General features: G+C 60.4%; 21 protein-coding genes. 8 read left to right on the forward strand and 13 right to left on the reverse strand.

Going from position 1 to position 22432, the window contains the following annotated elements; translation table 11 throughout:
• Positions 1–158: 158 nt before the first annotated feature.
• Entirely contained in the window at positions 159–2057 is a 1899-nt protein-coding gene (locus ATY80_RS22900) for a potassium transporter Kup (RefSeq protein WP_088694601.1), read from the reverse strand.
• An 18-nt stretch (positions 2058–2075) separates the two neighbouring features.
• Positions 2076–3050, reverse strand: coding sequence for a magnesium transporter CorA family protein (locus ATY80_RS22905; protein ID WP_088694710.1), 975 nt, complete (start codon positions 3048–3050; stop codon positions 2076–2078).
• Positions 3051–3185: 135 nt separating this feature from the next.
• Here ATY80_RS22905 and ATY80_RS22910 point away from each other — a divergent pair, with 135 nt between their 5' ends.
• Positions 3186–3398, forward strand: a complete 213-nt coding sequence (locus ATY80_RS22910) for a hypothetical protein (protein ID WP_088694602.1) — start codon at positions 3186–3188, stop codon at positions 3396–3398.
• 14 nt (positions 3399–3412) lie between these two features.
• Here the strand turns inward: ATY80_RS22910 and apbC are convergent, their stop codons facing one another.
• The 3 genes from apbC to ATY80_RS22925 all read right to left on the reverse strand — a co-directional run bounded on the left by apbC (position 3413) and on the right by ATY80_RS22925 (position 6802).
• The gene (gene apbC, locus ATY80_RS22915) at positions 3413–4567 is read right to left on the reverse strand and encodes an iron-sulfur cluster carrier protein ApbC (RefSeq protein WP_088694603.1); all 1155 of its coding nucleotides are present in this window, start codon (positions 4565–4567) and stop codon (positions 3413–3415) included.
• A 516-nt stretch (positions 4568–5083) separates the two neighbouring features.
• The gene (locus ATY80_RS22920) at positions 5084–5815 is read right to left on the reverse strand and encodes a LuxR family transcriptional regulator (RefSeq protein WP_088694604.1); all 732 of its coding nucleotides are present in this window, start codon (positions 5813–5815) and stop codon (positions 5084–5086) included.
• Between the two features lie 192 nt (positions 5816–6007).
• Positions 6008–6802: an IclR family transcriptional regulator gene (locus ATY80_RS22925; RefSeq protein WP_088694711.1), complete on the reverse strand. Its 795-nt coding sequence runs from the start codon at positions 6800–6802 to the stop codon at positions 6008–6010.
• A 104-nt stretch (positions 6803–6906) separates the two neighbouring features.
• Here ATY80_RS22925 and ATY80_RS22930 point away from each other — a divergent pair, with 104 nt between their 5' ends.
• From ATY80_RS22930 to ATY80_RS22950, 5 genes are all read left to right on the forward strand, one after another.
• Positions 6907–7677: an SDR family oxidoreductase gene (locus ATY80_RS22930; RefSeq protein ID WP_088694605.1), complete on the forward strand. Its 771-nt coding sequence runs from the start codon at positions 6907–6909 to the stop codon at positions 7675–7677.
• Positions 7677–8594 carry a 2-dehydro-3-deoxygalactonokinase gene (locus tag ATY80_RS22935; RefSeq protein WP_088694606.1) on the forward strand — a complete coding sequence of 306 codons (918 nt, stop codon included), beginning with the start codon at positions 7677–7679 and terminating at the stop codon, positions 8592–8594. Before ATY80_RS22930 ends, ATY80_RS22935 begins: the two co-directional genes overlap by 1 nt.
• Before the next feature lie 15 nt (positions 8595–8609).
• A complete protein-coding gene (locus ATY80_RS22940; protein WP_088694607.1) occupies positions 8610–9242 on the forward strand; it encodes a 2-dehydro-3-deoxy-6-phosphogalactonate aldolase in 633 nt (210 codons plus the stop codon).
• A 5-nt stretch (positions 9243–9247) separates the two neighbouring features.
• A complete protein-coding gene (locus tag ATY80_RS22945; RefSeq protein ID WP_088694608.1) occupies positions 9248–10135 on the forward strand; it encodes an SMP-30/gluconolactonase/LRE family protein in 888 nt (295 codons plus the stop codon).
• Positions 10136–10385: 250 nt separating this feature from the next.
• Entirely contained in the window at positions 10386–11003 is a 618-nt protein-coding gene (locus ATY80_RS22950; RefSeq protein WP_088694609.1) for a PRC-barrel domain-containing protein, read from the forward strand.
• A gap of 59 nt (positions 11004–11062) precedes the next feature.
• Here the strand turns inward: ATY80_RS22950 and ATY80_RS22955 are convergent, their stop codons facing one another.
• The gene (locus ATY80_RS22955) at positions 11063–12421 is read right to left on the reverse strand and encodes an EAL domain-containing protein (RefSeq protein WP_088694610.1); all 1359 of its coding nucleotides are present in this window, start codon (positions 12419–12421) and stop codon (positions 11063–11065) included.
• A gap of 123 nt (positions 12422–12544) precedes the next feature.
• The gene (locus ATY80_RS22960; RefSeq protein WP_088694611.1) at positions 12545–14260 is read right to left on the reverse strand and encodes a response regulator; all 1716 of its coding nucleotides are present in this window, start codon (positions 14258–14260) and stop codon (positions 12545–12547) included.
• A gap of 176 nt (positions 14261–14436) precedes the next feature.
• On the opposite strand from ATY80_RS22960, the gene mutL reads away from it, so the two are divergent.
• Positions 14437–16248, forward strand: a complete 1812-nt coding sequence (mutL, locus tag ATY80_RS22965) for a DNA mismatch repair endonuclease MutL (protein WP_088694612.1) — start codon at positions 14437–14439, stop codon at positions 16246–16248.
• 68 nt (positions 16249–16316) lie between these two features.
• Complete coding sequence (locus ATY80_RS22970; protein WP_088694613.1) at positions 16317–16547, forward strand: DUF2093 domain-containing protein; 231 nt, start codon at positions 16317–16319, stop codon at positions 16545–16547.
• A 10-nt stretch (positions 16548–16557) separates the two neighbouring features.
• On the opposite strand, the gene lpxK is transcribed toward ATY80_RS22970, so the two are convergent.
• The 6 genes from lpxK to ATY80_RS23000 all read right to left on the reverse strand — a co-directional run bounded on the left by lpxK (position 16558) and on the right by ATY80_RS23000 (position 22397).
• A complete protein-coding gene (lpxK, locus tag ATY80_RS22975) occupies positions 16558–17613 on the reverse strand; it encodes a tetraacyldisaccharide 4'-kinase (protein WP_088694614.1) in 1056 nt (351 codons plus the stop codon).
• A 106-nt stretch (positions 17614–17719) separates the two neighbouring features.
• Positions 17720–18433 carry an HAD family hydrolase gene (locus ATY80_RS22980; protein WP_088694615.1) on the reverse strand — a complete coding sequence of 238 codons (714 nt, stop codon included), beginning with the start codon at positions 18431–18433 and terminating at the stop codon, positions 17720–17722.
• 14 nt (positions 18434–18447) lie between these two features.
• Positions 18448–19767, reverse strand: coding sequence for a lipid IV(A) 3-deoxy-D-manno-octulosonic acid transferase (waaA, locus tag ATY80_RS22985; RefSeq protein ID WP_088694616.1), 1320 nt, complete (start codon positions 19765–19767; stop codon positions 18448–18450).
• A gap of 148 nt (positions 19768–19915) precedes the next feature.
• A complete protein-coding gene (locus ATY80_RS22990) occupies positions 19916–20161 on the reverse strand; it encodes a DUF4170 domain-containing protein (RefSeq protein ID WP_088694617.1) in 246 nt (81 codons plus the stop codon).
• 61 nt (positions 20162–20222) lie between these two features.
• Positions 20223–21032, reverse strand: a complete 810-nt coding sequence (locus ATY80_RS22995) for a 3'(2'),5'-bisphosphate nucleotidase CysQ (RefSeq protein WP_088694618.1) — start codon at positions 21030–21032, stop codon at positions 20223–20225.
• Between the two features lie 18 nt (positions 21033–21050).
• The gene (locus tag ATY80_RS23000; protein ID WP_088694619.1) at positions 21051–22397 is read right to left on the reverse strand and encodes a TldD/PmbA family protein; all 1347 of its coding nucleotides are present in this window, start codon (positions 22395–22397) and stop codon (positions 21051–21053) included.
• Between the last annotated feature and the right edge of the window lie 35 nt (positions 22398–22432).

Genomic DNA, 22432 nt, shown 5'->3' on the forward strand with positions numbered 1-22432 from the left:
CGCGGGACTCCGGCATGAGACGCATGAACATGCCGTTGAAAATGTCTCATTAACCTTGATGCTTGGTTAATGCGGTGGCTCTCGGGGGTGAAAGAATTAGAGCAAGGAAAAATAAAGCCCGGCAGATCGCCGGGCTTTTATTGGGCAGTATGTGCTGTCTAGATAATGACGTGCGAGCCGAGTTCCACCACGCGGTTTGCCGGCAGTCGGAAGTAGTCCGACGGATTGGCTGCTGCATTGGCAAGTGCGATGTAAAGGCGATCCTGCCAATAGGGCATGCCGGACTTCGCATCGGGAACCAGCTTGCGGCGGCCGAGGTAGAAAGAGGTCGACATGATGTCGAACTTCAGGCCGGTCTTGCGCAGCGTCGCCAAGGCTTGCGAGACGTTCTGCGACTCCATGAAGCCAAACTGCAGCTCTACACGCGAGAACCGCTCCGAAATCGGCTCGACCTTGTAGCGATCGGCGCTCGGAACGCGCGGCTTGTTGATCGTGCGGATCGTCAGGATCACATTCTTGTCGTGCAGAACGTGGTTGTGCTTCAGATTGTGCAGCAGGGCAGCAGGCGCCGATTCCGGATCGCTTGTCAGGAAGATCGCGGTACCGGGCACCTGGGCGGGCGAATGGTCGCTCTTGCGCTCAATCGAGCTAACGAAAGACGCCAACGGAATATCGGTGTGGCGCGTCTTCTCAGTCAGAAGAGCGGTACCGCGACGCCACGTCCACATGATGATCGTAAAGACGCTCGCGATCAGCACCGGAATGTAACCGCCATCATGGATCTTCAGCAGGTTCGCTCCCAGGAAGATCATTTCCAAGCATACCAGCGGCGCAAGCGCCAGCGTGGCAACGGCTGTGGACCAATGCCAGCGTACGCGCACAAACTCGAAGGCCATGATCGATGTGACGACCATCGCGCCCGTTACCGAGATACCGTAGGCGATTGCCAGAGCGTCTGACGTCTTGAAGCTGATGACGAGGAAGATGACGCCGAAGAAGAGTACGGCGTTAACGGACGGCACGAAGATCTGTCCGGTATTCGTCTCCGAGGTGAAAAGAATCTCCATGCGCGGCAGGAAGCCGAGGTTGATGCCCTGGCGGACGAGCGAAAAGGCACCCGTGATGACTGCCTGGCTGGCGATGATGGTCGCCGCAGTCGCGAGGATGACGACAGGCAGCAACGCCCATTGCGGATACATCAGATAGAAGGGGTCGGACATCGCCTTCGGATTTCCAAGCACCAGAGCACCCTGCCCCAGATAGTTCAGCGTCAATGATGGGAAAACCAGCGCGAACCACGCCCATTGGATCGGCCGACGACCGAAATGGCCAAGATCGGCATAGAGCGCTTCGGCACCTGTCACGGTCAAGAAGACCGCGCCAAGCACGACGACGCCGTAGAACCCCTCGTGCAGCAGGAAGCTGACCGCATAGTACGGGTTGAAAGCGGCAAGGATCCCGAAGTCATCGGAGATGTGCGAAATGCCGGCAGCCGCCATAACGAGGAACCAGAGTGCCGTGATCGGCCCAAAAAAGCGGGCGACGGCGCCAGTGCCACGCGATTGCACAGCAAACAACAGGGCCAGGATAAAGACCGAAATCGGCACGATATAGCTCGTCATGCTGGGCGCGACGAGCTTCAGGCCTTCGACGGCCGACAGAACCGAGAGCGCCGGCGTGATCATCGCGTCACCGAGGAACAGCGCCGCACCGACCAGGCCGAGCAGCATCAACAGTGCGGTATGCCCATTGGCGGTCTTCATCAGCAACGCCAACAGGGAAAGCGTGCCGCCTTCGCCTTCGTTGTCGGCACGCAACAGAAAGAGCACGTATTTGATGGTGACGATAATGGTCAGAGCCCAGATCATCAGCGAGATGAGGCTGATCACCTCGAAGCGGGTGAGGCCGTCGATTGCGACAGGCTTCAATGCTTCACGGAACGCGTAAAGCGGGCTGGTACCGATATCACCGTAGACGACGCCGATGGAGCCAAGCGCAAGGTAGAACAGCTTGCGCGGCTTCATTGTGCGTTCGTGTGAATGGCTACCTTCGTGCATGAAATGAAAACAGGCTCTTCAGAGCCAGCCTTTCCATCGGAAAAAGAAGAAGGGAATGATGGCGGACAGCACCATCAGCCCAAGCGAATAGGGATATCCCTGAGCGAAGTGCAGTTCCGGCATGAATTCGAAATTCATACCGTAGATGGAGGCGACCAGCGTCGGCGGCAAGAACACCACGGACGCGATCGAAAAAATCTTGATGATCGAGTTCTGCTCGATGTTGATCAGGCCGAGCGAAGCGTCGAGCAGGAAGGTGATATTGCCTGCAATAAAAGAAGCATGCTCGTTGAGCGACTGGATGTCGCGTGAAACCGTCTTGCACAATTCTTTGGTATCGTGATCCTGCTGGACGGCCGGAACATTATAGAAGAACGTCATCAGCCGGGACAAAGACGCCAGGCTGTCCCGAACCTTACTGACGAGGCGATGATGGCCCGCAATGTCCCTGAGTTTTTCTTCCAGATAGTTCGACGGTTTGCGCACCTTCCGGGCGCGATCGCCAAACACATGCGTCGACAGAATGTCGATACGGGCGACCGAGAGCTCCAGGATCTCCGCGGTCCGATCGATCACGGTTTCAAAGAGCTTCGTCAGCAGGGCCGCGCCGCTGCGCCACTGCTGCGGCACGCGGTGCAGCGCGGCAATGAACAGTGCAAACGATTTCGGCTGCGCATAGCGGATCGTCACCATCCGCTTGCCGGCCAGGATGAACGCAACATCGGTCAGCGTCGGCGCGTCCGTTTCCGCCTTCCAAACGAGGGACGCGGTCATGAATACGGCGTCATTTTCCGTATAGAGGCGGGCTGACGGCTCGATATCCTTGAGGTCGTCGCGCGTCGGCACTTCGATGCCGAGCGTTCTTTCGACGAAGAGCTCCTCCTCGCGCGTTGGCTCGATCATGTCGATCCATATGACGTCGTCGCGCAACGAGCCTTGCGACAAATCGCCGATCTCGACCGACTTGCAGTTGGAACAGTAAGCCGTGATCACCGGATCGGCCTCCGGCAATCCGAGCACTGTGCGCACGGCACACCGCCTGTGACGCAAGTTCCCGATCTTAGCGAAAACGTTTGAGGAAAGTTCATACGATCCCTGCCATATCCGGCAACCGCCGAGATATGCAACGTGCTCAACCGCATCGCAGTCACCAATCCTTCGGCCAAGACAACTCCGAACATGCAGGTGACCGGCCCCGGCAGGGTGGCCATCATCGAGCATTCGCAAAACAGCCGCCCTCATGGCGACGGCGCGCCATATGACGGAAAGCTGCGAAAGAATCAAGACATCTTACGTCCACTGCGCCGTTTGACCACATTTTCTCCGCAATTGGGAGCCTAACGGCGGCGAAGCATTCACTCGAAAACAATGGCTGGCGCGGCCCGCTGCGGCTGCCCGCCGAGTTGCTGCCAGACCTTGGCGGCGATCTCGCGATAGATGCCGGCCACGATGCCGTTCGGCTCGGTGGCGACAAGCGGCGTTCCGGCGTCCGACGTCTCGCGGATGTTCATCGTCAGCGGCACTTCGCCGAGGAAAGGAACGCCGATGCGTTCGGCTTCCTTGCGAGCGCCGCCATGCCCGAAAATATCATAGCGGCTGCCGGTATCGGGCGCGATGAAATAGCTCATGTTCTCGACGATGCCGAGCACGGGAACCTCGACTTTCTTGAACATGTTCAATCCCTTGCGGGCATCGACCAGAGCGAGGTCCTGCGGCGTCGAGACAATGACGGCGCCGGCCAGCGGCACCTGTTGCGCCATCGTCAGCTGCGCATCGCCGGTTCCGGGCGGCATATCGACGACAAGCACGTCGAGCTCGCCCCAGGCAACCTCGCGCAGCATCTGCATCAGCGCCGATTGCACCATGGGACCACGCCAGATCATGGCTGTCTCCTCGTCAACGAGGAAACCCATCGACATGACCTTGAGTCCGTAATTCTCCATCGGATTGATGATGCGCCCATCGATCTGAGTGGGACGACCGGAGATCTTCAGCAGTCGCGGCATCGACGGGCCGTAGATATCGGCATCGAGAATGCCGACACGCAGGCCGTTTGCCTGAAGACCGAGTGCAAGATTGACGGCGGTCGTGGATTTGCCGACGCCTCCCTTGCCCGAGGCGACGGCGATGATCGCGCCGATGCCGGGAACGCCGAGCTTGCCCGCGCGCGGCTGCTGTTGCGGCGCGTGTGCATGGCCGTGATGGTCATGTCCCGCCTGCGGCTGCGGGCGCGACACTGGCGCCGATCCCGGGCCGGCCTTCTTGTCCGCCGTCAGCGCGACCAGCGCTCCCTTGACGCCCGGCATCTCCTTGATGACCCGTTCCGCCGCGAGGCGAAGGGGCTCCAGCTCCTTGGCGCTCTCCGCCGGAACGGTGATGGAGAAATAGACCTTGCCATCGGAAATGAAGACATCGGACACCATCCCGAGCTCGACGATATCGTGTTCGAGATCCGGCCCGCGCACTGTCTTCAGCGTTTCGAGAACCTGTTCCTTGGTGACGCCGGTCATTCCATCCTCACTGCCTGTGTTGGCATTCTAGATAGAGGAGTGCCGCGTCTTCGCCAAACAAAATCGGTGATCGATGTGGCGATTGAGGAGCGAGGTCAACCGGAAGGCGGCTGCGTCCACCAAGTCCGCCGGGCTTTCGCCCTGATAGCCGCAACAGCCTTCCAGGAGACCGAGGTAAGCCTTGCGAACTAGAGCAAGCGTGCCAAAAGGCCAGCACAAAAGTCCATCCGACAAGAAAGCGAGGGGGAATGCCGGCGGCGGCGTGTCCCAAACGCAACAACCGCCGCCGACGTCCAAGCCCGAAATTGGGCACCGTCACGTCGGCGGGCAGTATGCGGGTCGCGCCGTTTATCCGGCGTCGTTACCAGGTCCCCTCTGGACCGCTGGAGACAAGGAAGCAGAAAACGTGCCAACTGGCAAACAGTTGGCAAAGCCAATGTTATCGAGCGACATGCTGATAGGCCGTGGCGAAGATTTAGGCGCGAATGCCTGCGAAGCCCACAATTTGCGCACCTGTCACTTTATGAGACCAATCCGCAAAGCTCTGGCAACCGCCTGAGTCCGGTTGACGGTACCGAGTTTCTTCGTCGCACGGTTGAGGTAGTGATTTACCGTATGCTCGGACAGATTAAGGATCTCGGCGATCTCAACACTGGTCTTACCGGCTGCAGTCCAGTTCAAACAGTCGAGTTCGCGGTCGGTCAAGGTATCCATGACCCGCGTGTCATAACTGCGAACCTCCGCCAACCGATCGAAGACGTGGGTGGAGATATAGTGGAGTTCGCGCATTTCCTCGGCGGTGAACGCCTCGCGATCGCCCGAGAATGACACGGCGCCGCGACCGCCAGAGGCCTCGTGGGCGGGGAAATAGGCACAACGCATCATGCGAAAGCGCTCGAAAAGGGCGGCAACAAAGCCGGCCTTTCCATCGGTTCGCTCCAATTTCACCTGTGATACGTCGTTGAAAAACGGCGTGGTCGATGCCCTCAACCGCTTCATGACCGGGCTATTGGTTACAAGCCCCTCTTGGTCATAAGCTGCCAACAGTTCCACTGGCCAGCTTGAGATCACAGTGCTGCTCTGCAGATCGATCGCCGTTGTCGAAGGAAGATTGAAAACCATAAAGGCCCGCGCTCGATAGGCTTCCGTCACCTTTTTCATGAAGCGGAAAATATCAAACTGCGTTTTCAATCCGGCGATCTCGCTAACGTGTACGTCTACGGAAGATGCTGGCTGCGATGGGTTCATTTACGTGTTCAACTCAAAAAAGATGGAAGCCTGATGGACAGCGTCTCGTCCGCGCCGTCGCAATTTGTATCGCCGGTGACGATTTACCAGCACATACACCCCAGGACGGGGGATTGACGAGCGTCAATTGTGATGATTCGTCAGAAAATCTCAATACTATGCTTTAGGAGGAGGCCCACCGGTCGCGGCAGGTCAGCGACGCGGACCTAGGCCGATGCGCATGGCCTCCATGATCCGTCCAGATGTTTCGCGGATCGGAGCAGCCCATTCTGACAGGTTTTCCATGCCGAGCCGATAGGCAGGACCAGTGATGGAAACGCCTCCGACAAGCGACAGGTTTTCCGACCAGATCGGGGCCGCAATACAGCAGATTCCGACCTCGTGCTCCTCACGGTCGAAGGCATGGCCCTGCTTTCTTATCTCCTCGATCTCCGCAAGAAGCGACTCGGCCGTATGCGTGTTGGCCGTGAAGCGGTGGAAGGCGATTTCCGCGACCAAAGCCTCAACGCGCTCCCGGGGCAGAACGGACAGGGCGGCCTTACCTACACCGGTGCAATAGACCGGCGACGCATTGCCGATCTGTGAGTACATTCTGACAGGCTGTTGCCCCTCGAACTTGTCGAGGTAGATGATCGAGGTGCCGCGGAGCACGCCGAGATGGACCGTCTCACCGGTTAGATCCTGGAGAGCCTTGAGGTGCGGCTCGGCAACGAGCCGGAATTCGTTGCGTCCCCAACTGCGGGAGGCAAAGTCCAGCAGCCGCAAGCCCGGCAGATAACGGCCGTCCTCATCGATTTCGAGCAGCCCCTCTTCCACGAGATGACTGAGCTGGCGGTGAACCGTCCCGCGGGGTTGATCGGCGACCGCCAGTATGTCGGTGAAGCGCATGGGGCCGTCGGCATGACTCACAAGGTCGAGAAGGACCATCAGCTTGCCTAGGGTGCCCGTGTCGCGCTTCCCGTGCGCACTCTCTTTTGCCGCACTCATCATTGCCCCAAATGCCTTGACAGGAGCACCAACGTAATCGGATAATTCCATATAGTCAAATTGAGTTCCAAATAATAGAACAGTTGCAAAACCGGGAGGAAAAGGTGACGGGTATTGTTGCGCAGTTTCCGGAATTCAGGGATCGAAGCGTACTGATCACCGGAGGCGGGTCCGGCATTGGGGCGGCGATCGTCGAAGGTTTTGCCCGTCAGGGCGCCAAGGTTTCCTTCATCGATGTCGCGGAAACGGAAAGCCACGAGCTTGTGGAGAGGCTTTCGCGCGACACGCTGCATCCCGTTCGCTTCCACAAGGCGGATTTGCGCAATGTTGCAGAAATCCGCCGGACGGTCGATGAAGTCGTCGCTCACTCGGGCCCGATCAGCGTGCTTGTCAATAACGCCGCGCGCGACGACCGGCACGATTTCGAGGCTGTGACCGAGGAGTATTGGGACAATAACCAGGCGACAAATCTACGTCACGTCTTCTTCGCCACGCAGGCCGTCGCGCCCTCGATGCGCACCGCCGGCGGCGGCGCGGTGATCAACATGTCGTCGATCGCCATTCTCCTCAACATGCCGGAATTCCCTGCCTATTCGGCGGCAAAAGCCGGTGTGATCGGGCTGACAAAAAGTCTGGCCGGCAAGCTCGGACCTGATAACATCCGTGTCAATTGTATTCTGCCAGGCATGATCGTAACGGATCGTCAGATGAAACTCTGGCTCACTGAGGACGGCATTGCTCGGACCGTGCAGCGTCAGTGTATAAAGAAGGTCCTGCACGCCGATGCGATCGTTGGTCCGTGCCTGTTTCTGGCGTCGAGCTGCGCGGCAGCGATCAGCGCACAATCTCTTATTGTCGATGGAGGCATTTTCTGATGGCGGATCCCGCTTACGTCGCGGTGGATTGGGGAACGAGCAGTTTCCGGCTTTGGCTGATCGGCAAGGATGACAGCATCCTTGGCGAAAGCCGCAGCAACGAAGGCATGACGACGGCTGCGAAGACCGGTTTTGCTGAGGTTTTGGCCTCGCACCTGGCCAAGATGGACGCGCCAGGAAATCTTCCGGTCATCATCTGCGGCATGGCTGGTGCAAAGCAGGGATGGGTCGAGGCCGGCTATGTCGACGTGCCGACATCGCTATCTTCTATCCTCACCGGCGCGGCATCCGTTCCCGGCCAGAGCCGCGACGTCCGCATCCTTCCGGGGCTCGCGCAGAGGGATCAGGCAAGGCCCGACGTCATGCGCGGTGAGGAAACACAGCTTCTCGGCGCGCTTGGCCCGGCAAGCAGCGGATCACAGGCCGTGTGCATGCCTGGCACGCACTCCAAGTGGGTGCATGTCACGAATGGATGGGTCACCGGCTTCTCCAGCTTCATGACCGGCGAACTCTTCGATGCGATATCCAAGCATACGATTCTGTCGCATGCCGTCGCCGGCGCGGAACAGACGCCGACAGATGTGGCGGCCTTCGAAAGCGCGATCAAGGCAGCTTACGAACAGCCGGCAATGGCGACCAACCTCTTCTTTACGGCGCGCTCCGGACAGCTGCTGCATGGGCTCACGGCCGCAGCGGCACAGGCCAGGATCTCCGGCACATTGATCGGCCTGGAAATCGCCGGCGCCATGGCGACGGCGGGTACGGGCGTTAACATTACCCTTGTGGCCGCCGGCCGACTGCAGGGTCTTTATGAAGCGGCCTTCAAGGCACTATCATTATCCTTCAACACGATTGACGCCGACACTGCTGTCCGTGGCGGGCTTGCTTCCGCCGCCAAAGCCATTTGGCCGAATTAAGAAAGCACCAAAGCGATGAACCGTATCCCCTTCCCCACGATGAAGCGCCCGCTGATTGCCATTCTTCGGGGCATTAAGCCCGAAGAGACCGAAAGCGTGGTCGGTGCGCTGATCGAAAGCGGATTGACCGCCATTGAAATCCCGCTGAACTCACCCGACCCGTTCAAGTCGATCGAGATCGCCGCGAAGATGGCGCCTGCCGATTGCCTGATCGGCGCCGGAACCGTACTGACGACAGAGGCCGTCGCCAGCCTGAATTCGGCGGGCGGCAAGCTGCTGGTTACGCCCAACGTCGAGCCTGAAGTCATCGTGCTTGCCCGCAACTACGGCATGGTCACGATGCCTGGCGTGTTCACCCCGACGGAAGCGCTGGCCGCCGCCCGCGCAGGCGCAACGGGGCTGAAATTCTTCCCCGCCAGTGTTCTCGGACCGTCCGGTATCACCGCAATCCGCGCAATATTGCCGCCAGAGCTCGTGATTGCTGCCGTCGGCGGCGTTTCAGACAAGAATTTCGCTGATTACACCAAAGCCGGCATTCATGCCTTCGGTCTTGGCACCAGCCTCTACAAGCCGGGAATGACCGCAGCAGAGGTTGCCGAGCGTGCCAAGGCGACCATTTACGCCTATGACGCAGCGGTAGGAGCTTAAGGCGTATGACGGAAGTTCATGAATTCGCGGGAAGGACACTCTGCAATACCAGCTCCGTGCTGGGTGAAGGGCCGACCTACGACCCCGATACCAACACGGTGTGGTGGTTCAATATTCTCGGCAAGGAACTGCACGAGCTTAATCTTTCGACGAACGAAAAGAAGGTGCACGCCCTGCCGATGATGGCGAGCGTGCTGGCGCGCATCGATGCCGGGCGTCAACTGCTTGCGACCGAACAGGGCCTCTTCGTCCGCGACACGAAGAGCGGCAATCTGACGTTCTATGTGGCGCTCGAAAGCGACAACCCGGACAACCGTTCGAACGACGGCCGGACGCATCCTTCCGGCGCACTGTGGATCGGCACGATGAGCAAGCGGGCGGAAAACCGCGCGGGCGCCATCTACCATGTGGCCGGCGGTCGCGTGACCAAGATCTTCGACGGCATCAGCATTCCGAATTCGATCTGCTTCTCGCCGGATGGAACGATCGGCTACTTCACCGACACTCGCCTCAGTCGCCTGATGCGGGTGATGGTCGACGCACAGACCGGCCTGCCGACCGGTGAACCGATTGTGCTGGTTGACACCATGGACGAGCCGGGCGGCATCGATGGCTCGGTCGTCGACGCCGACGGGTACATCTGGAATGCGCGGTGGGGTGCCGGCACGGTCGATCGCTACAGCCCGGATGGGCTACGCATTTCGCGTTACAAGGTCCCGGCGGCACAACCCTCCTGTCCTGCCTTCATCGGAACGAATGGCGACCGCCTTGCAGTCACCACGGCATGGGAAGGGCTGGATGACGATGCGCGGTCCATGCAACCGCAGGCCGGGTCCCTGCTCGAACTTGACGTCACCGTAAAGGGAATTTTTGACCCCGTTTATGTGATCTGACGCAAAGTCAGGCACAAAGGAAAGGGCGCCCGGGGCGCCCTTCTTGCTTTCATCGGTGGGGTTGATTGGCGAGGGTCACCGCAGCGTTTGCGATAGAAGCTCCACGAAATTAGCAATTTTTGCGCGATTTTTTTCGGGAACCAATAGAAATCCCATTCATTTCAATAGTGAACCGGCCAAACGGACGCCCGACTGCGAAGGAAGGCAAAATGGCTAGAGATCACTATTGAACTGAAAAGGTAGGTTCGAGATGACACGCAAACTTCTCACAACCGTTGCCGCTGGTGCCTTGTTTGCCACGGCTTTCGCACCGACGGCGTTCTCGCAGAGCGCAACCCAGCCGGCTGATCCGAATGCGCCGGCCACGCAGGCAGCGCCAAGCGATCCGACAGCTCCGCCGAAGGTTCCGGATGCAACGGCTCCGGTCCCGGCAGGTGACGCGGCTCAGGCTCCGGCACCGGCTGCGACGACCAACACCGCACAGAAAGGCGGCTCATATTTGACCGAGCAGGCTGCGGACCAGATCAGTGCCAATACCTATATTGGTCAGTCGGTCTACAACGGTCAGAACGAGAGCATCGGTAACGTCAACGACCTGATCATGAAGAAGGACGGCGGTTTGGTCGCAGCGATCATTGGCGTTGGCGGCTTCCTCGGAATCGGCGAAAAGAATGTGGCCGTTCCAATGGATAAGATCACGGTCGCCCAGAACACGCAGGACGGTAGCGTCAAGCTAACCACGTCCGAGACCGCTGAGACATTGAAGGCGGCTCCGGAATTCAAGACGCTTCAGATGCTCGCAGCCGAGAAGGCCCCTGCGCCCGGCACAATGGATACCACCGCTACCGGCTCTACAACGAACAAGTAAGACAGTGCGCAGCGAGTTATCGCGGAACCGGTGGCGTCCGAAGGGGCGCCATCGGCGTTTCAGGCGCTAACGCGATCCGAGGTATCGTAGTAGTTCTCATGCAGAAACCGCAGCGTCGCGATACCATCCGCGGGCTTGCCGAAGTGATAGCCCTGCCCCATGCCGCAGCCGAGCGAGCGCAGCTTCACCGCTTCCGAATAATCCTCGATCCCCTCCGCGACCACTTCCAGGTCCAGCCCCTCGCACATAGTGAGGATGGCCTTGATAATGTGCTCGGACGCACGGTCGGAATTGATCCGCGACACGAAGGCGCGATCGATCTTGATCTTGTCGAACATGAAATCGCGGAGGCGCCCGAGGCTCGACTGGCCCGTCCCGAAGTCATCCAGCGAGATGCGAACGCCGGCCTGACGAAGATCGGCGATGATCCGGTTTGCCGTATCGGCCGAGCCCATCACCGCCGTCTCGGTGATCTCTAGTTCGAGCCGGTGCGGGTCAAAGCCGACGCGACCGAGGATCGAGAGGATGCTGCTGCTCGTCCCCGGGTCCATCAACTGCGCCGAGGAGAGATTGAACGAGAGAAAGAGTTCGCGCGGCCAGGAAAGTGCCGCTTCGGCCGCCTTGCGCAACAGCGCCTCGGACAGGGCGTCAATAAAGCCGCGTTCTTCCGCGAGCGGAACGAAGACCCCCGGCGAAACGAAACCCAGATCCGGATCGTTCCAGCGCGCCAGGGCTTCGAAACCGACGACCTGATTGTTGGAAAGAGCAACGATCGGCTGAAAATGCACGTCAATGGCATCGGAGATAATGGCATTGCGCAGCGCCTGTTCCAATTGCGTCGCGCGTTTCATTTCCTGGGCGATTTCGCGGGAATAGACGGTGATCTGGCCGCGACCGCGGCGCTTTGAGCGGTAGAGCGCGGTCTCAGCGCTTTTCAGCAGTTCCTCGAACTCCTCGCCCGCAAATGGATAGATCGAAAAGCCGAAGGAAGCCGACAGCCTCACATTGCGATCGCCGAGATCATATGGAGCCGACAGGACTTCGCGGATCATCTGGCCGAACTTCTCGGCGCTCGCCCGCTCGAATACCAGCGGCAGGACAAAGGCAAATTCGTCACCGTCATGACGCGTGACCAAGGCGCCATCGGGAATACAGGCCTTCAGGCGATGGGCGACCTGGCAGAGAATCTCATCGCCCGCCGAAGAGCCGAAAAGATCGTTGATCGGTTTGAAGGAATCGAGATTGGCAATGCCGATCGTGAAGGGTGCGGGATCGCTCGCGCGCTCCGCGGCGATCTGGGCAATGCGGTCACGCATGCGGTAGCGATTGCCGAGCCCGGTCAGTGGGTCGGTATAGGCCATTGTCTGAAGTTCATTCTGACTTACGGGCACCAAAGGCATTTCAGCCGACATCATCATTCAGACCCAGACTGCACCAATGCCAGGAAGGATGGCGGGCAAGTCTTAAGAATTCGATAGTGGATCGGCCACGTTGAAACCGTATGCTGCCCCTAGATCTAGGGGCTTGACGAGCTTTGTTCGTCACATGCCGACCTGTCTGATATCCCCGGCAAGGTATTTCTGAAAGATCCCCTGAAGAATATCAGGGCTCACCGGCTTCATGATCACGTCGTCCATTCCGGCTTTTGCGCACTCAACTCGATCACGCTCGAAGGCCTGAGTAAGAACGCCGATAATCGGCGTCCTTGAACTGCCGCCTTCCTCGGTCTGGCGGATCAGCCGCGCCGCCTCAAAACCGTTGAAGCCCGGCAGCGATATATCCATCAGGATGATTTTAGGCTGGTGCTCGGTCCACAGCCGGATCGCTTCGTCGCCGCTTGGAGCGATCAGGTAGCGGTAGCCGAGACCCTCGAGGATCTGCGAGAAAACGATCTGATTAATGTCGTTGTCTTCGGCGACAAGCACGTCGAGCACGCTCACGTCTTCGACTGTAGTGATCTCCCAATCGATGCTTTCGGCGATCTCGCCTCGATTGCTGCGGTTGAAATGTCGGGCGATCTGGAAAGTAAGCTCATTGGCGAGCTGGAAGCCATCCATCACCAGCGCCGGGATGCCGTACTGCTCGGCGAGCTCCAGGCAACGCATGCCAAGCTGATTGTCGATCACGAGCAGGTCGAGCGAGATGCCGGAAGAGCTCGCAATCTCCAGGAAGTGCTCTTCCTCGTCCTCACCGCGGACCGAGCAGGCCTCGAAGCCGTATTTGGCGAGGGTCCGCAGGGCCGCTGCTTCAGCCACCACATCCGACGTCACCACCAGGACTTTCCGACCCGAGAAGTTCTCCGGGACGATGGCCTCCATCGCGGCCGGTTCGCGGCGCTCGCCGCTGCCGCCCATGGGAACGTAGGCGCGCCGATAGGAATTCTTGCTCGATGTTGTGACCGCCGACGCAAGCCGGAACTCATCGAGATCGGCGCCGTCGCGCGGCAGGTCCTGCATGGTCGAAACGAGGAAATAGCGCCCGGGCTTGCCGATGCGGTGCTTGCGCGCGACTATGTCGCGTTCGACGCCGTCGCGGGAGACCTGTCGCTGGCGGGAGATCGACATTTCGCCGGTCTCCAGTACATGACGGTCACTTTCCTCGAAGCGTTGGGCAACCTCCTTGGAGAACAGGTCACCGCTCTTGCGGCCGAGCACTTCGTCAACCGTCGTCTGGTACTTTTCGCAAAAGGCGATGTTGACGGCGACGTAATTGAGATTGCGGTCCTTGACGAAGAGCGGGAAAGGCAGGTTATCGAGGATATCCTCGGTGAGTTGCACACGCTCCAGATCGGAGCGCCACTGTTCCTCGCGTTTCTTGTCCTCGGAGATATCCTGGATGACCGAGACGCCATAGCCGCTGGCGAGGCGACGCTTGCCGAAGCGAATCCAGCGATCCGTACCGTGCCGTTCGACGGCTTCGAAGCGTTCGCGCCAATGCGAGGCAATCTTCTGGGACAGCCAATCCTCACGGCTCATCGCCGCCTGATTGCTGGGTGACTGCGTGCGGATGCCAGTGTCGTGGATCGCGCCGAGGAAGTCTCGCAACCGCGTACCCGGCTTCAGCATGGTCTCCGATATGGGAAAGAAATTGAGAACCTGGCGGCTCGCAAAGATCATGTGGTCGGTCTTGTCGTAGACAATGAATGCGGCGCCGAGGCTCTCGCATACCGCGTCAAACAGCGCCGTCTGCAGGCTGATATCAGCCGACATTTCGCTGCTTACAGATGATGTGTCCGCTTTTTCGAAGCCGGCACTCATTCCTACGCGTCCCACATCTGTCCGATTTAAACCCAATCCTCGGAAGTAAGTCGCAAAATGGCATCTTTGTCTTAAGGCGCGCTTAACGCTAAGCGGCCGGAATTGGAGCGTGCAGAACAAGGGAACGGCTGCGCTTTCGCACTTCCCTCGGCCCCGCGAATCCAAGAGAATGGCGCATGGCCATCAGACAACTTTCAGAAACCCTCATCAACCAGATTGCCGCCGGTGAAGTCATCGAGCGACCGGCAAGTGCCGCCAAGGAACTGATCGAGAACGCCCTCGACGCAGGGGCGACGCGCATCGAGGTTGCGACATCCGGCGGCGGCAAGAGCCTGCTGCGAGTTTCGGATAACGGCTCCGGCATGGACGTTGCGGATCTGGAGCTTGCCGTACGCCGCCACTGCACCTCGAAGATCTCAGACACGCTGGATGACATCCGGACACTGGGCTTTCGCGGCGAAGCGCTGCCATCGATCGGCTCGGTAGCACGACTCAGCATTTCCAGCCGCCGCCGGGACAGCACCGGTGGCAATGAAATCGCTGTCGAGGGTGGCAGAATTACGCATCTTCGCCCCTCACCCGGCAATCCGGGCACGATCGTCGAGGTTCGCGATCTCTTCTTCGCCACGCCTGCCCGCCTGAAATTTCTCAAGACGGAGAAGGCCGAGGCTGCGGCGATCACCGAGGTCGTCAAGCGGATGGCGATCGCGTTCCCCGGCGTGCGCTTCGTGCTGTCAGGGACTGACCGCACGACGCTGGAATTGCCGGCGACGGGCGACGATCATCTGGCGCGCATGGCGCAGATCCTCGGCAAGGACTTCCGCGACAACGCCATCGAGATCGATGCCGAGCGCGAAGGCATATCGCTGACCGGCTTTACCGGCATCCCGACCTTCAATCGCGGCAACTCGGCCCACCAGTACGCTTTCGTCAACGGCCGTCCGGTGCAGGACAAGCTGATCCTGTCGGCGATCCGTGGCGCTTATGCCGAGACTATCCCGGCCGGACGCTATCCGGTTGCCGTTCTGTCGATCACGCTCGACCCGGCCCTTGTCGATGTCAACGTGCACCCGGCCAAATCGGACGTGCGCTTCCGCGACCCGCAACTGGTGCGTGGCCTGATCGTCGGGGCTGTGCGCGAGGCGCTGGTGCGTGACGGCAGCCGGGCAGCGACAACGGGCGCCGACGGAATGCTGCGCTCCTTCCGACCGGGTTTCCAGCCGAGTGCCCAGCGGCCGCAACAACCCTGGTCGGCGGCAACATCCCCCTCGCGCCCATTTTACGAGGCTGCGAATAGTAGCTTCGGGGAGCGTCCTCAGGCTTCCTTCGACGGACTTGCGACGCCGACAGCCCGCAGCGACGCCGTGCCTCCAAGCATGCCGGTCACGCCGGAAGAGCCGCCGCAACGCTATCCGCTGGGTGCCGCCCGAGCGCAGATCCACGAAAATTATATCGTCGCACAGACGGATGATGGCCTGGTGATCGTCGATCAACACGCCGCGCACGAGCGCCTGGTATTTGAGGCGATGCGCAAGGCCCTGCATTCGAAGCGGCTTGCGTCGCAAGTGCTCCTCATTCCCGAAATCGTCGACCTGCCGGAAGAGGATTGCGATCGGCTGATGCAGTTTGCCACCGAGCTTGGCGATCTGGGACTTGCGATCGAACGCTTCGGTCCGGGCGCGATCGCGGTGCGTGAGACACCTGCCATGCTTGGGGAGGTGGACGCCACGGGGCTTGTCCGGCAGTTGGCGGACGAAATTGCCGAATGGGATACGGCGTCCGGCCTGTCGGCTAAGCTCGAATACGTGGCAGCGACCATGGCCTGCCACGGATCCGTGCGCTCCGGACGGCGGCTGCGGCCTGAAGAGATGAACGCGCTTCTGCGCCAGATGGAGGTCACCCCGGGTTCCGGTCAGTGCAATCACGGACGTCCGACCTACATTGAGCTTAAGCTTTCGGACATCGAACGGCTGTTTGGCCGGAGCTGAAAAAGCTGGAAAAGCCAGCGGAGCCGCGTTATGGCAGGCGAATAACAAGCCGCAAGGAAACGGAGCGCATGAATTTGTTCGAGGGAAATGGAAACCGCCAGGCGCAGATACGGTATCTCGATGCGGATTTTCAGATCCTGTCGCCAGGCTCCTACGTCGTGTGCGCAATCACTGGCAAGCAGATCCCGCTCGACGAGCTGCGCTATTGGAGCGTCGCGCGCCAGGAACCTTATGCCGATGCCGTTGCCTCATTTGAGGCCGACAAGCGCGCGGGCGTCCTGCCCAATCAGAAACGTTGAGCGCCAGCGCCTAAAGATCTCCGCTTAGGGCCTTCCGCCCTTCCTTCAAACGCCGCTCGCGGCAAGCATTGATCGCGCGGTCGATGATCAACCCTGGCGCCATTGCGTCCGCAAAGGCCATCTCCACCTCGATCACCCGGCATTTCGCTGCAAGTTCCTCGGCCTTGCCATGATGGCCGGCGAGGCGGACGAAATCCTTGGACGTCGTGACAATCTGAAGGCCGTCGCGCTCTGCGGTTGAGAGGATGTCGTCGATCTCGTCATCGGTCAGATGCTCGTGATCACCAAACGAACGGCGAGCAGCGATTTGCGCGCCGACGGATTCGACCGTGCGAAAGAATTTCGACGGATCGGCAATGCCCGCAAAGGCCAGCACGTTGCGGCCAGAAAGTTCGGCGCTGTCGCACACTTTCAGCGAGGCTGTGAAATAGGGCTTGGCCGCGCGCGCGGCGATCCGAACGATGTTGTCGGCGGACTCGCCCCCACCAACCTTCAGGAGCGCCGTGGCGTAGCGCAGCTGCTGGCGAATGGGCGCGCGCACGGGGCCGCCCGGAACGATATGGCCGTTGCCCAAGCCGCGCGTGGCATCGATGACCAGCAATGCATAGTCAATCGCCAGCCGCGCGCTCTGAAATCCGTCGTCCATGATAATGAGATCCGCGCCTTCCTTCACGAGACGCTGAGCCCCTTCAACACGGCGGCGCGAGATCACGGTCAGCGCTTCTCGGGCGAGAAGCAAAGGCTCGTCGCCGACAGCAAGGGCACGGTGATGAGCCGGATCGACAACCGTTGTGACGTCGAGGGAGCCGCCATAGCCGCGGCTCAGGAAGCCCGGCTTCAGCCCCTTCGCCTTTGCCGCGCGAGCGATGGTCAGCGCCGTCGGCGTCTTGCCGGCACCCCCGACCGTGAAATTGCCGACACAGATAACAGGCACGGGCACCGAGGCGCGCTTGGCGTTGGCCATACGGTAGCCGGCGACACGTCCGTAAAGGAAGGAAATCGGATAGAGCGCCCAGGCACGCCAATCGGCTTTCGACCACCAGAAGGGTGGCGCTTCGGATACCATTTTCCCCGTCCCGCCTTTCGGACCCCGAGCATCATGCTGACGGGCTTTGTCCTCGACCGGGCGAAAAGAAAGGGTAATTTTCACGAAAACGCAAGCCCTTGGTCAATCAGGCAAGCTGGAGGTGGGGCAACAGTCCCTCGAGCTCTGTAATGTCGTTCAGGCAGTAGTCCGATGCGGCGGCGAGCGATTCCCGCGATCCCGTGCCGGTGAGAACGGCCACGGTGACGCCGACCTTAGCATTGCGGCCCATATGCAGATCGTGGTTGTTATCGCCGACCACAGCGACTTCGGAGGGGTCAAGGCCCGTCGCCGCACAGAAGCCAAGCACCATTCCGGGTTCCGGCTTCGTGCCGAAGCCGCTGTCGTAACCGGCCACGTAGTCGATGAAGGGCGCAAAGCCAAAACGCTGGGCCGTCTGCTTGATCGAGCGCTCGTTGTCGCTCGAGGCAACGCCGAGACGAAAGCCGCGGCCATGCAGGCGACCAAAAAAAGCGGAAAGATCGGTGACCGCAACGGAAAACTCGGCGGCGTGCGAAAAGAGATCGTCCAGCTTGGTCGCCAGCTCGATCACGTCAAGCTTCGAGCCGGCCGCGATCAGCCCTTCCGAAATCTGGCGGGTGTTGCCGGCCGCAAGCAAACTGTCGGGAACGATATGGCCGGTGACCGGATCCATGCCGCAAGCCAGAAGCAGCCGGTTCGCAAGTTCGGGATCACCTGCCGACGCGATGCGCGCCAGTTCGCGGTTCACCGGCAGCCAGCTCTCGTCATAGTCGAGAAGCGTCCCGTCCTTGTCGAAGAGTATCCCCTTGATCGCCTTCATATCCGCCCTGCTCCTCAGCGCTGCACCGCCGCCTTCGGCAGCAGCCTGGCCTTCACCGTCAGCGGATTGATGTAGGGCTCCAAACCCTTCACCGTCGCCGTCAACGCGCCACGCATTTCTTGCACGGCGCTGATCCCGGCCTCGATCATGGTGCGGCGTGCGCTGTCGTTGGTGAGCAAATAGTGGACGCCCTTGGCGAGCATCTCAGTATCGCGGACCATGCGCGCGCTGCCTCGCCGTGCCAGCTTCTGATAGGCTTCCCGGAAATTCTGCACATTGCTGCCCGACAGGACCGCGCAACCCAGCATCGCCGGCTCCAGCGGATTTTGCCCGCCTTCGGCAAACAGCGAGCGACCCACAAAGGCGACCTCGGTCAGGCGCAGGTAGAGGCCCATCTCGCCGATCGTATCTCCAAGGAAGACATCGACATCGGGGGTGAGCGCATCGCCACGCGTGCGGCGGGCCACTTTGAGCCCCTGATTGACAAGCTCGGCTTCAATTTCGTCGGAGCGTTCGGGATGGCGGGGCACGATGATCGTCAACTGCCCGTTTCGTTCCTTCAGCGCCCGATGGACGATGCCCGCGGCCTTCTCCTCGCCGTCGAAGGTGGAGATTGCCGCCCAGGTCTTGCGGCCACCGAGTTGCTGCTTGTATTCGGCGAATACCGCGGCGTCATAGGGCGGAGCGTCGGTATCGACCTTGAGGTTGCCCGACATCATGACGTGGCGTGCGCCGAGATCGCGGAAACGCTCTGCGTCGACATCCGACTGCGCGATGACGAGCGCAAGGTTTTCAAACAGAGCCTCGGCAAGTGCCGGACGCCGGCTCCATCGCTCGAAGGAGCGGTCCGACATACGTGCGTTGACAAGGATCTGCGGGATGCGGCGGCGACCGAGTTCCATCAGCGTCGCAGGCCAGATTTCGGATTCGGCAATCAGCGCGCAGTCCGGCTGCCAGTATTCGAGGAAGCGGCTGACGGCTGGCTTCAGGTCGAGCGGCACATACTGGTGGATCGCCTCGTTGCCGATACGCTCAGCAGCCAGTTTGGCGGACGTGATCGTTCCTGTTGTCAGAATGACATGGACGTCGCGCCGGCGAATTTCGCGGATCAGCGGAATGACGGCGTTCGTTTCGCCGACGCTTGCGGCGTGAAACCAGACCAGTGGTCCGGCCGGGCGATCAGCGCTGGCATAGCCTGAGCGCTCCAAACGGCGCGCGCGGTCTTCCTTGCCCTTGGCCGCCCGATAGGCGAGATAGCCGCCGACAAAAGGGGTCAGCAACGTTCCCGTTGCCTGGTAGGCGCCCAGCGCAAACCGCGCCATGCGACCACTCATCTGCCAATTCTCCGATCACAAACGATCGACATCAACCCGTTCCCAATTCCCAATTATTGTTGCGGCCTGCAATGACCGATCAGTTTGTCCAGAATGCGTCCGGCAGTCGGTCGGTTCGCGGCTCCGATGAACCGCGACCGCGGGAGGGTTACTGCGCGGACTTGCTTTCCGGGTCCAGCAGACGGTGCATGTGGACGATGAAATAGCGCATATGCGCATTATCCACAGTCGACTGCGCCTTTGCCTTCCAAGCCGTCAGTGCAGTGGCATAATCCGGAAAAATGCCGACGATATCGAGGTCCTTGAGGTCCCTGAACTGAACATCGTCCAAGCTTTCCAGTTCGCCGCCAAATACGAGATGCAAGAGCTGCTTTTTGTCGCTGGATTCCGTCATTTTCTTCTCTTTCTGCTCTGTTCTCCTCCGCCGCTTCATCTGAGGGATTTTGACGAAAACGTCAACTGCCTCGTCGTTCGCCAATCCCGGTTAGTAGATCGGAGAGTCGCGGCGCGGCGGCTGCGCAAAGTTCGTCGTGGCTGACCTTAATGCGGTTATAGAGCGGCGTGTCACCCTGGAGATCGACAAGCCGCCCGCCGGCGCGCTCCAGTATCAAATCGGCGGCGGCGAGATCCCAATCGTGCGAATTGTGCTTGATGAAGGTGCCGTCGATCTGCCCGTCGGCAACCATCGCAATGCGGTAGGCAAGGGACGGCACGTGCCTGACGCGCTCAATGCGATGCTTGAGCGCTTCCGGAAATGCCTTGAGCACGTCCTCGGCGATCGCAAAGCGTCCCGGTGCATCAAGCGGTGTCGTCGATACGGTTATCGGTTGGCCGTTCTTCAAGGCCACGCCGCCTTCGACAGCCTCGTAAAGTTCCTCCAAGGCAGGAGCGTAGAGAACCCCGGCGACAGGCCGCCCATGGCGGACGACCGCAACACTGACGCACCACAATTCCAGCCCCGCCAGGAATGCTCGCGTGCCATCGATCGGGTCGATGATGAACAGCGTGTCTCGTGAAAGCCGATCGCCGTCGTCTTCGGTCTCTTCGGAGAGCCAGCCATAATCCGGCCGGGCGGCACGCAGGATAGATTCAAGCTTCTGGTTGGCTGCGAAATCGGCGGCGCTGACGGGCGATCGTCCCTCGTTCTTCCACCAGACCTCAGGCGACTGGTTGAAATAACCGAGTGCAACATCGCCGGCTTGCCTGGCAGCATCCGCGATCAGTTCCAGATCGCTCCGCCAGAGGGCTGTGTCCACGTCGGTCATTTTCGGCAATCCAATCTATCAGCGCCCGGCGAGCGTCATTCCTTCGATCGCAAGCGTCGGAGCGGCGACACCGAACTTGCGGTCGATGTCGTTTGCAGGCGTGACCCGCATGAACATGTCCTTGAGGTTCGAAGCGATCGTCACTTCGGAGACGGCAAACGTCAGTTCGCCATTCTCGATCCAGAAGCCGGTCGCACCGCGGCTGTATTCGCCGGTGATCATGTTGACACCCTGGCCTATCAGCTCGGTCACGTAGAAACCGTTGCCGACGCTGCGGATCAGATCCTCCGGCGAGATATCGCCCGGCTCCAGCGCGAGGTTCGTCGCGGCCGGCGTCACCGAATTGCCGCCGCGCACGCCGCGGCCGTTGGTTTCCATGCCGATCTCGCGGGCCGTCGAGGTGGAGAGGAACCAATGCTTGAGGATACCGTCCTCGATCATCAGCAATCGCTCACCGGATATGCCCTCGCCATCGAAGGGGCGCGACGACGGACCGCGGACGATCAGCGGATCGTCCGAGATCGAAAGCCCCGATTTCAAGACCTGCTGACCCATCTTGTCGCGCAGAAAGCTCGTCTTGCGCGCAACCGAGGCGCCGTTGATGGCCCCGGCAATGTGGCCGACGAAGCCGCGAGCAACGCGAGGATCAAAAACAACGGTGATGTCCTTGCCCGTATCCACCTGACGCGGATTGATGCGCTTGACCGTGCGTTCGCCTGCCCTGCGGCCGATCTCCGCGGCATCATCAAGCTCGCCGAAATAGAGGCGGCTGTCGAAGTCGTAGTCGCGCTCCATGGCCGTGCCTTCGCCGGCGATGACGCTGACGGATCGGCCGAAGCGCGAGGCCATGTAGCTGCCTTCGAAACCGTGTGAGGTCACAAGCACAAGGCCACCCCTGCCGGCCGAAGCCCCGGCACCCGACGAATTGCTCACGCCCTTGACCGCAAGGGCCGCGGCTTCCGCCTCTAGTGCGGCTTCGCGAAGCTGGTCGGAGGTAACCTCGGTCGTATCGAGAAGCTCAAGGTCCGGATAGGACTTCGCAAGCCGGTCCTCGTCCGCCAGGCAGGCGAACGGATCTTCCGGCGACACCCTTGCCATCGCCACAGCCCGCTCGGCCAGAGCCGAAAGATCGAAGCCTGGATTTGCGGAGACGCTGGCAACGCGCTTGCCGATGAAGACGCGCAGCGAGAAATCATCGCTTTCCGAGGATTCCGTGCCCTCGACCTTGCCGAGGCGCACGCTGACCGATTGCGAGCGCGAGCGCACGACCACAGCGTCCGCGGCGTCGGCACCAGCCTTCTTTGCCAGGTCGATCAGTTGGCTTGCGCGGGAAAGAAGCGTCGAGGAGTCGATTTCTGAGGACATGATTTGGCCTTTCCTTCGCGTTCCATTTATTGTGC

This window comes from Rhizobium sp. R711 (assembly GCF_002211365.1).
Lineage (GTDB): Bacteria > Pseudomonadota > Alphaproteobacteria > Rhizobiales > Rhizobiaceae > Rhizobium.

Excerpts from the sequence above, each read along its gene's own strand:
- ATY80_RS22900 (WP_088694601.1), bottom strand. The coding sequence starts at position 2,057 with ATGCACGAAGGTAGCCATTCACACGAACGCACAATGAAGCCGCGCAAG.
- apbC (WP_088694603.1), bottom strand. The coding sequence starts at position 4,567 with ATGACCGGCGTCACCAAGGAACAGGTTCTCGAAACGCTGAAGACAGTG.
- ATY80_RS22920 (WP_088694604.1), bottom strand. The coding sequence starts at position 5,815 with ATGAACCCATCGCAGCCAGCATCTTCCGTAGACGTACACGTTAGCGAG.
- ATY80_RS22925 (WP_088694711.1), bottom strand. The coding sequence starts at position 6,802 with ATGAGTGCGGCAAAAGAGAGTGCGCACGGGAAGCGCGACACGGGCACC.
- ATY80_RS22935 (WP_088694606.1), top strand. The coding sequence starts at position 7,677 with ATGGCGGATCCCGCTTACGTCGCGGTGGATTGGGGAACGAGCAGTTTC.
- ATY80_RS22940 (WP_088694607.1), top strand. The coding sequence starts at position 8,610 with ATGAACCGTATCCCCTTCCCCACGATGAAGCGCCCGCTGATTGCCATT.
- ATY80_RS22945 (WP_088694608.1), top strand. The coding sequence starts at position 9,248 with ATGACGGAAGTTCATGAATTCGCGGGAAGGACACTCTGCAATACCAGC.
- ATY80_RS22950 (WP_088694609.1), top strand. The coding sequence starts at position 10,386 with ATGACACGCAAACTTCTCACAACCGTTGCCGCTGGTGCCTTGTTTGCC.
- ATY80_RS22955 (WP_088694610.1), bottom strand. The coding sequence starts at position 12,421 with ATGATGATGTCGGCTGAAATGCCTTTGGTGCCCGTAAGTCAGAATGAA.
- ATY80_RS22960 (WP_088694611.1), bottom strand. The coding sequence starts at position 14,260 with ATGAGTGCCGGCTTCGAAAAAGCGGACACATCATCTGTAAGCAGCGAA.
- mutL (WP_088694612.1), top strand. The coding sequence starts at position 14,437 with ATGGCCATCAGACAACTTTCAGAAACCCTCATCAACCAGATTGCCGCC.
- ATY80_RS22970 (WP_088694613.1), top strand. The coding sequence starts at position 16,317 with ATGAATTTGTTCGAGGGAAATGGAAACCGCCAGGCGCAGATACGGTAT.
- lpxK (WP_088694614.1), bottom strand. The coding sequence starts at position 17,613 with ATGGTATCCGAAGCGCCACCCTTCTGGTGGTCGAAAGCCGATTGGCGT.
- ATY80_RS22980 (WP_088694615.1), bottom strand. The coding sequence starts at position 18,433 with ATGAAGGCGATCAAGGGGATACTCTTCGACAAGGACGGGACGCTTCTC.
- waaA (WP_088694616.1), bottom strand. The coding sequence starts at position 19,767 with ATGAGTGGTCGCATGGCGCGGTTTGCGCTGGGCGCCTACCAGGCAACG.
- ATY80_RS22990 (WP_088694617.1), bottom strand. The coding sequence starts at position 20,161 with ATGACGGAATCCAGCGACAAAAAGCAGCTCTTGCATCTCGTATTTGGC.
- ATY80_RS22995 (WP_088694618.1), bottom strand. The coding sequence starts at position 21,032 with ATGACCGACGTGGACACAGCCCTCTGGCGGAGCGATCTGGAACTGATC.
- ATY80_RS23000 (WP_088694619.1), bottom strand. The coding sequence starts at position 22,397 with ATGTCCTCAGAAATCGACTCCTCGACGCTTCTTTCCCGCGCAAGCCAA.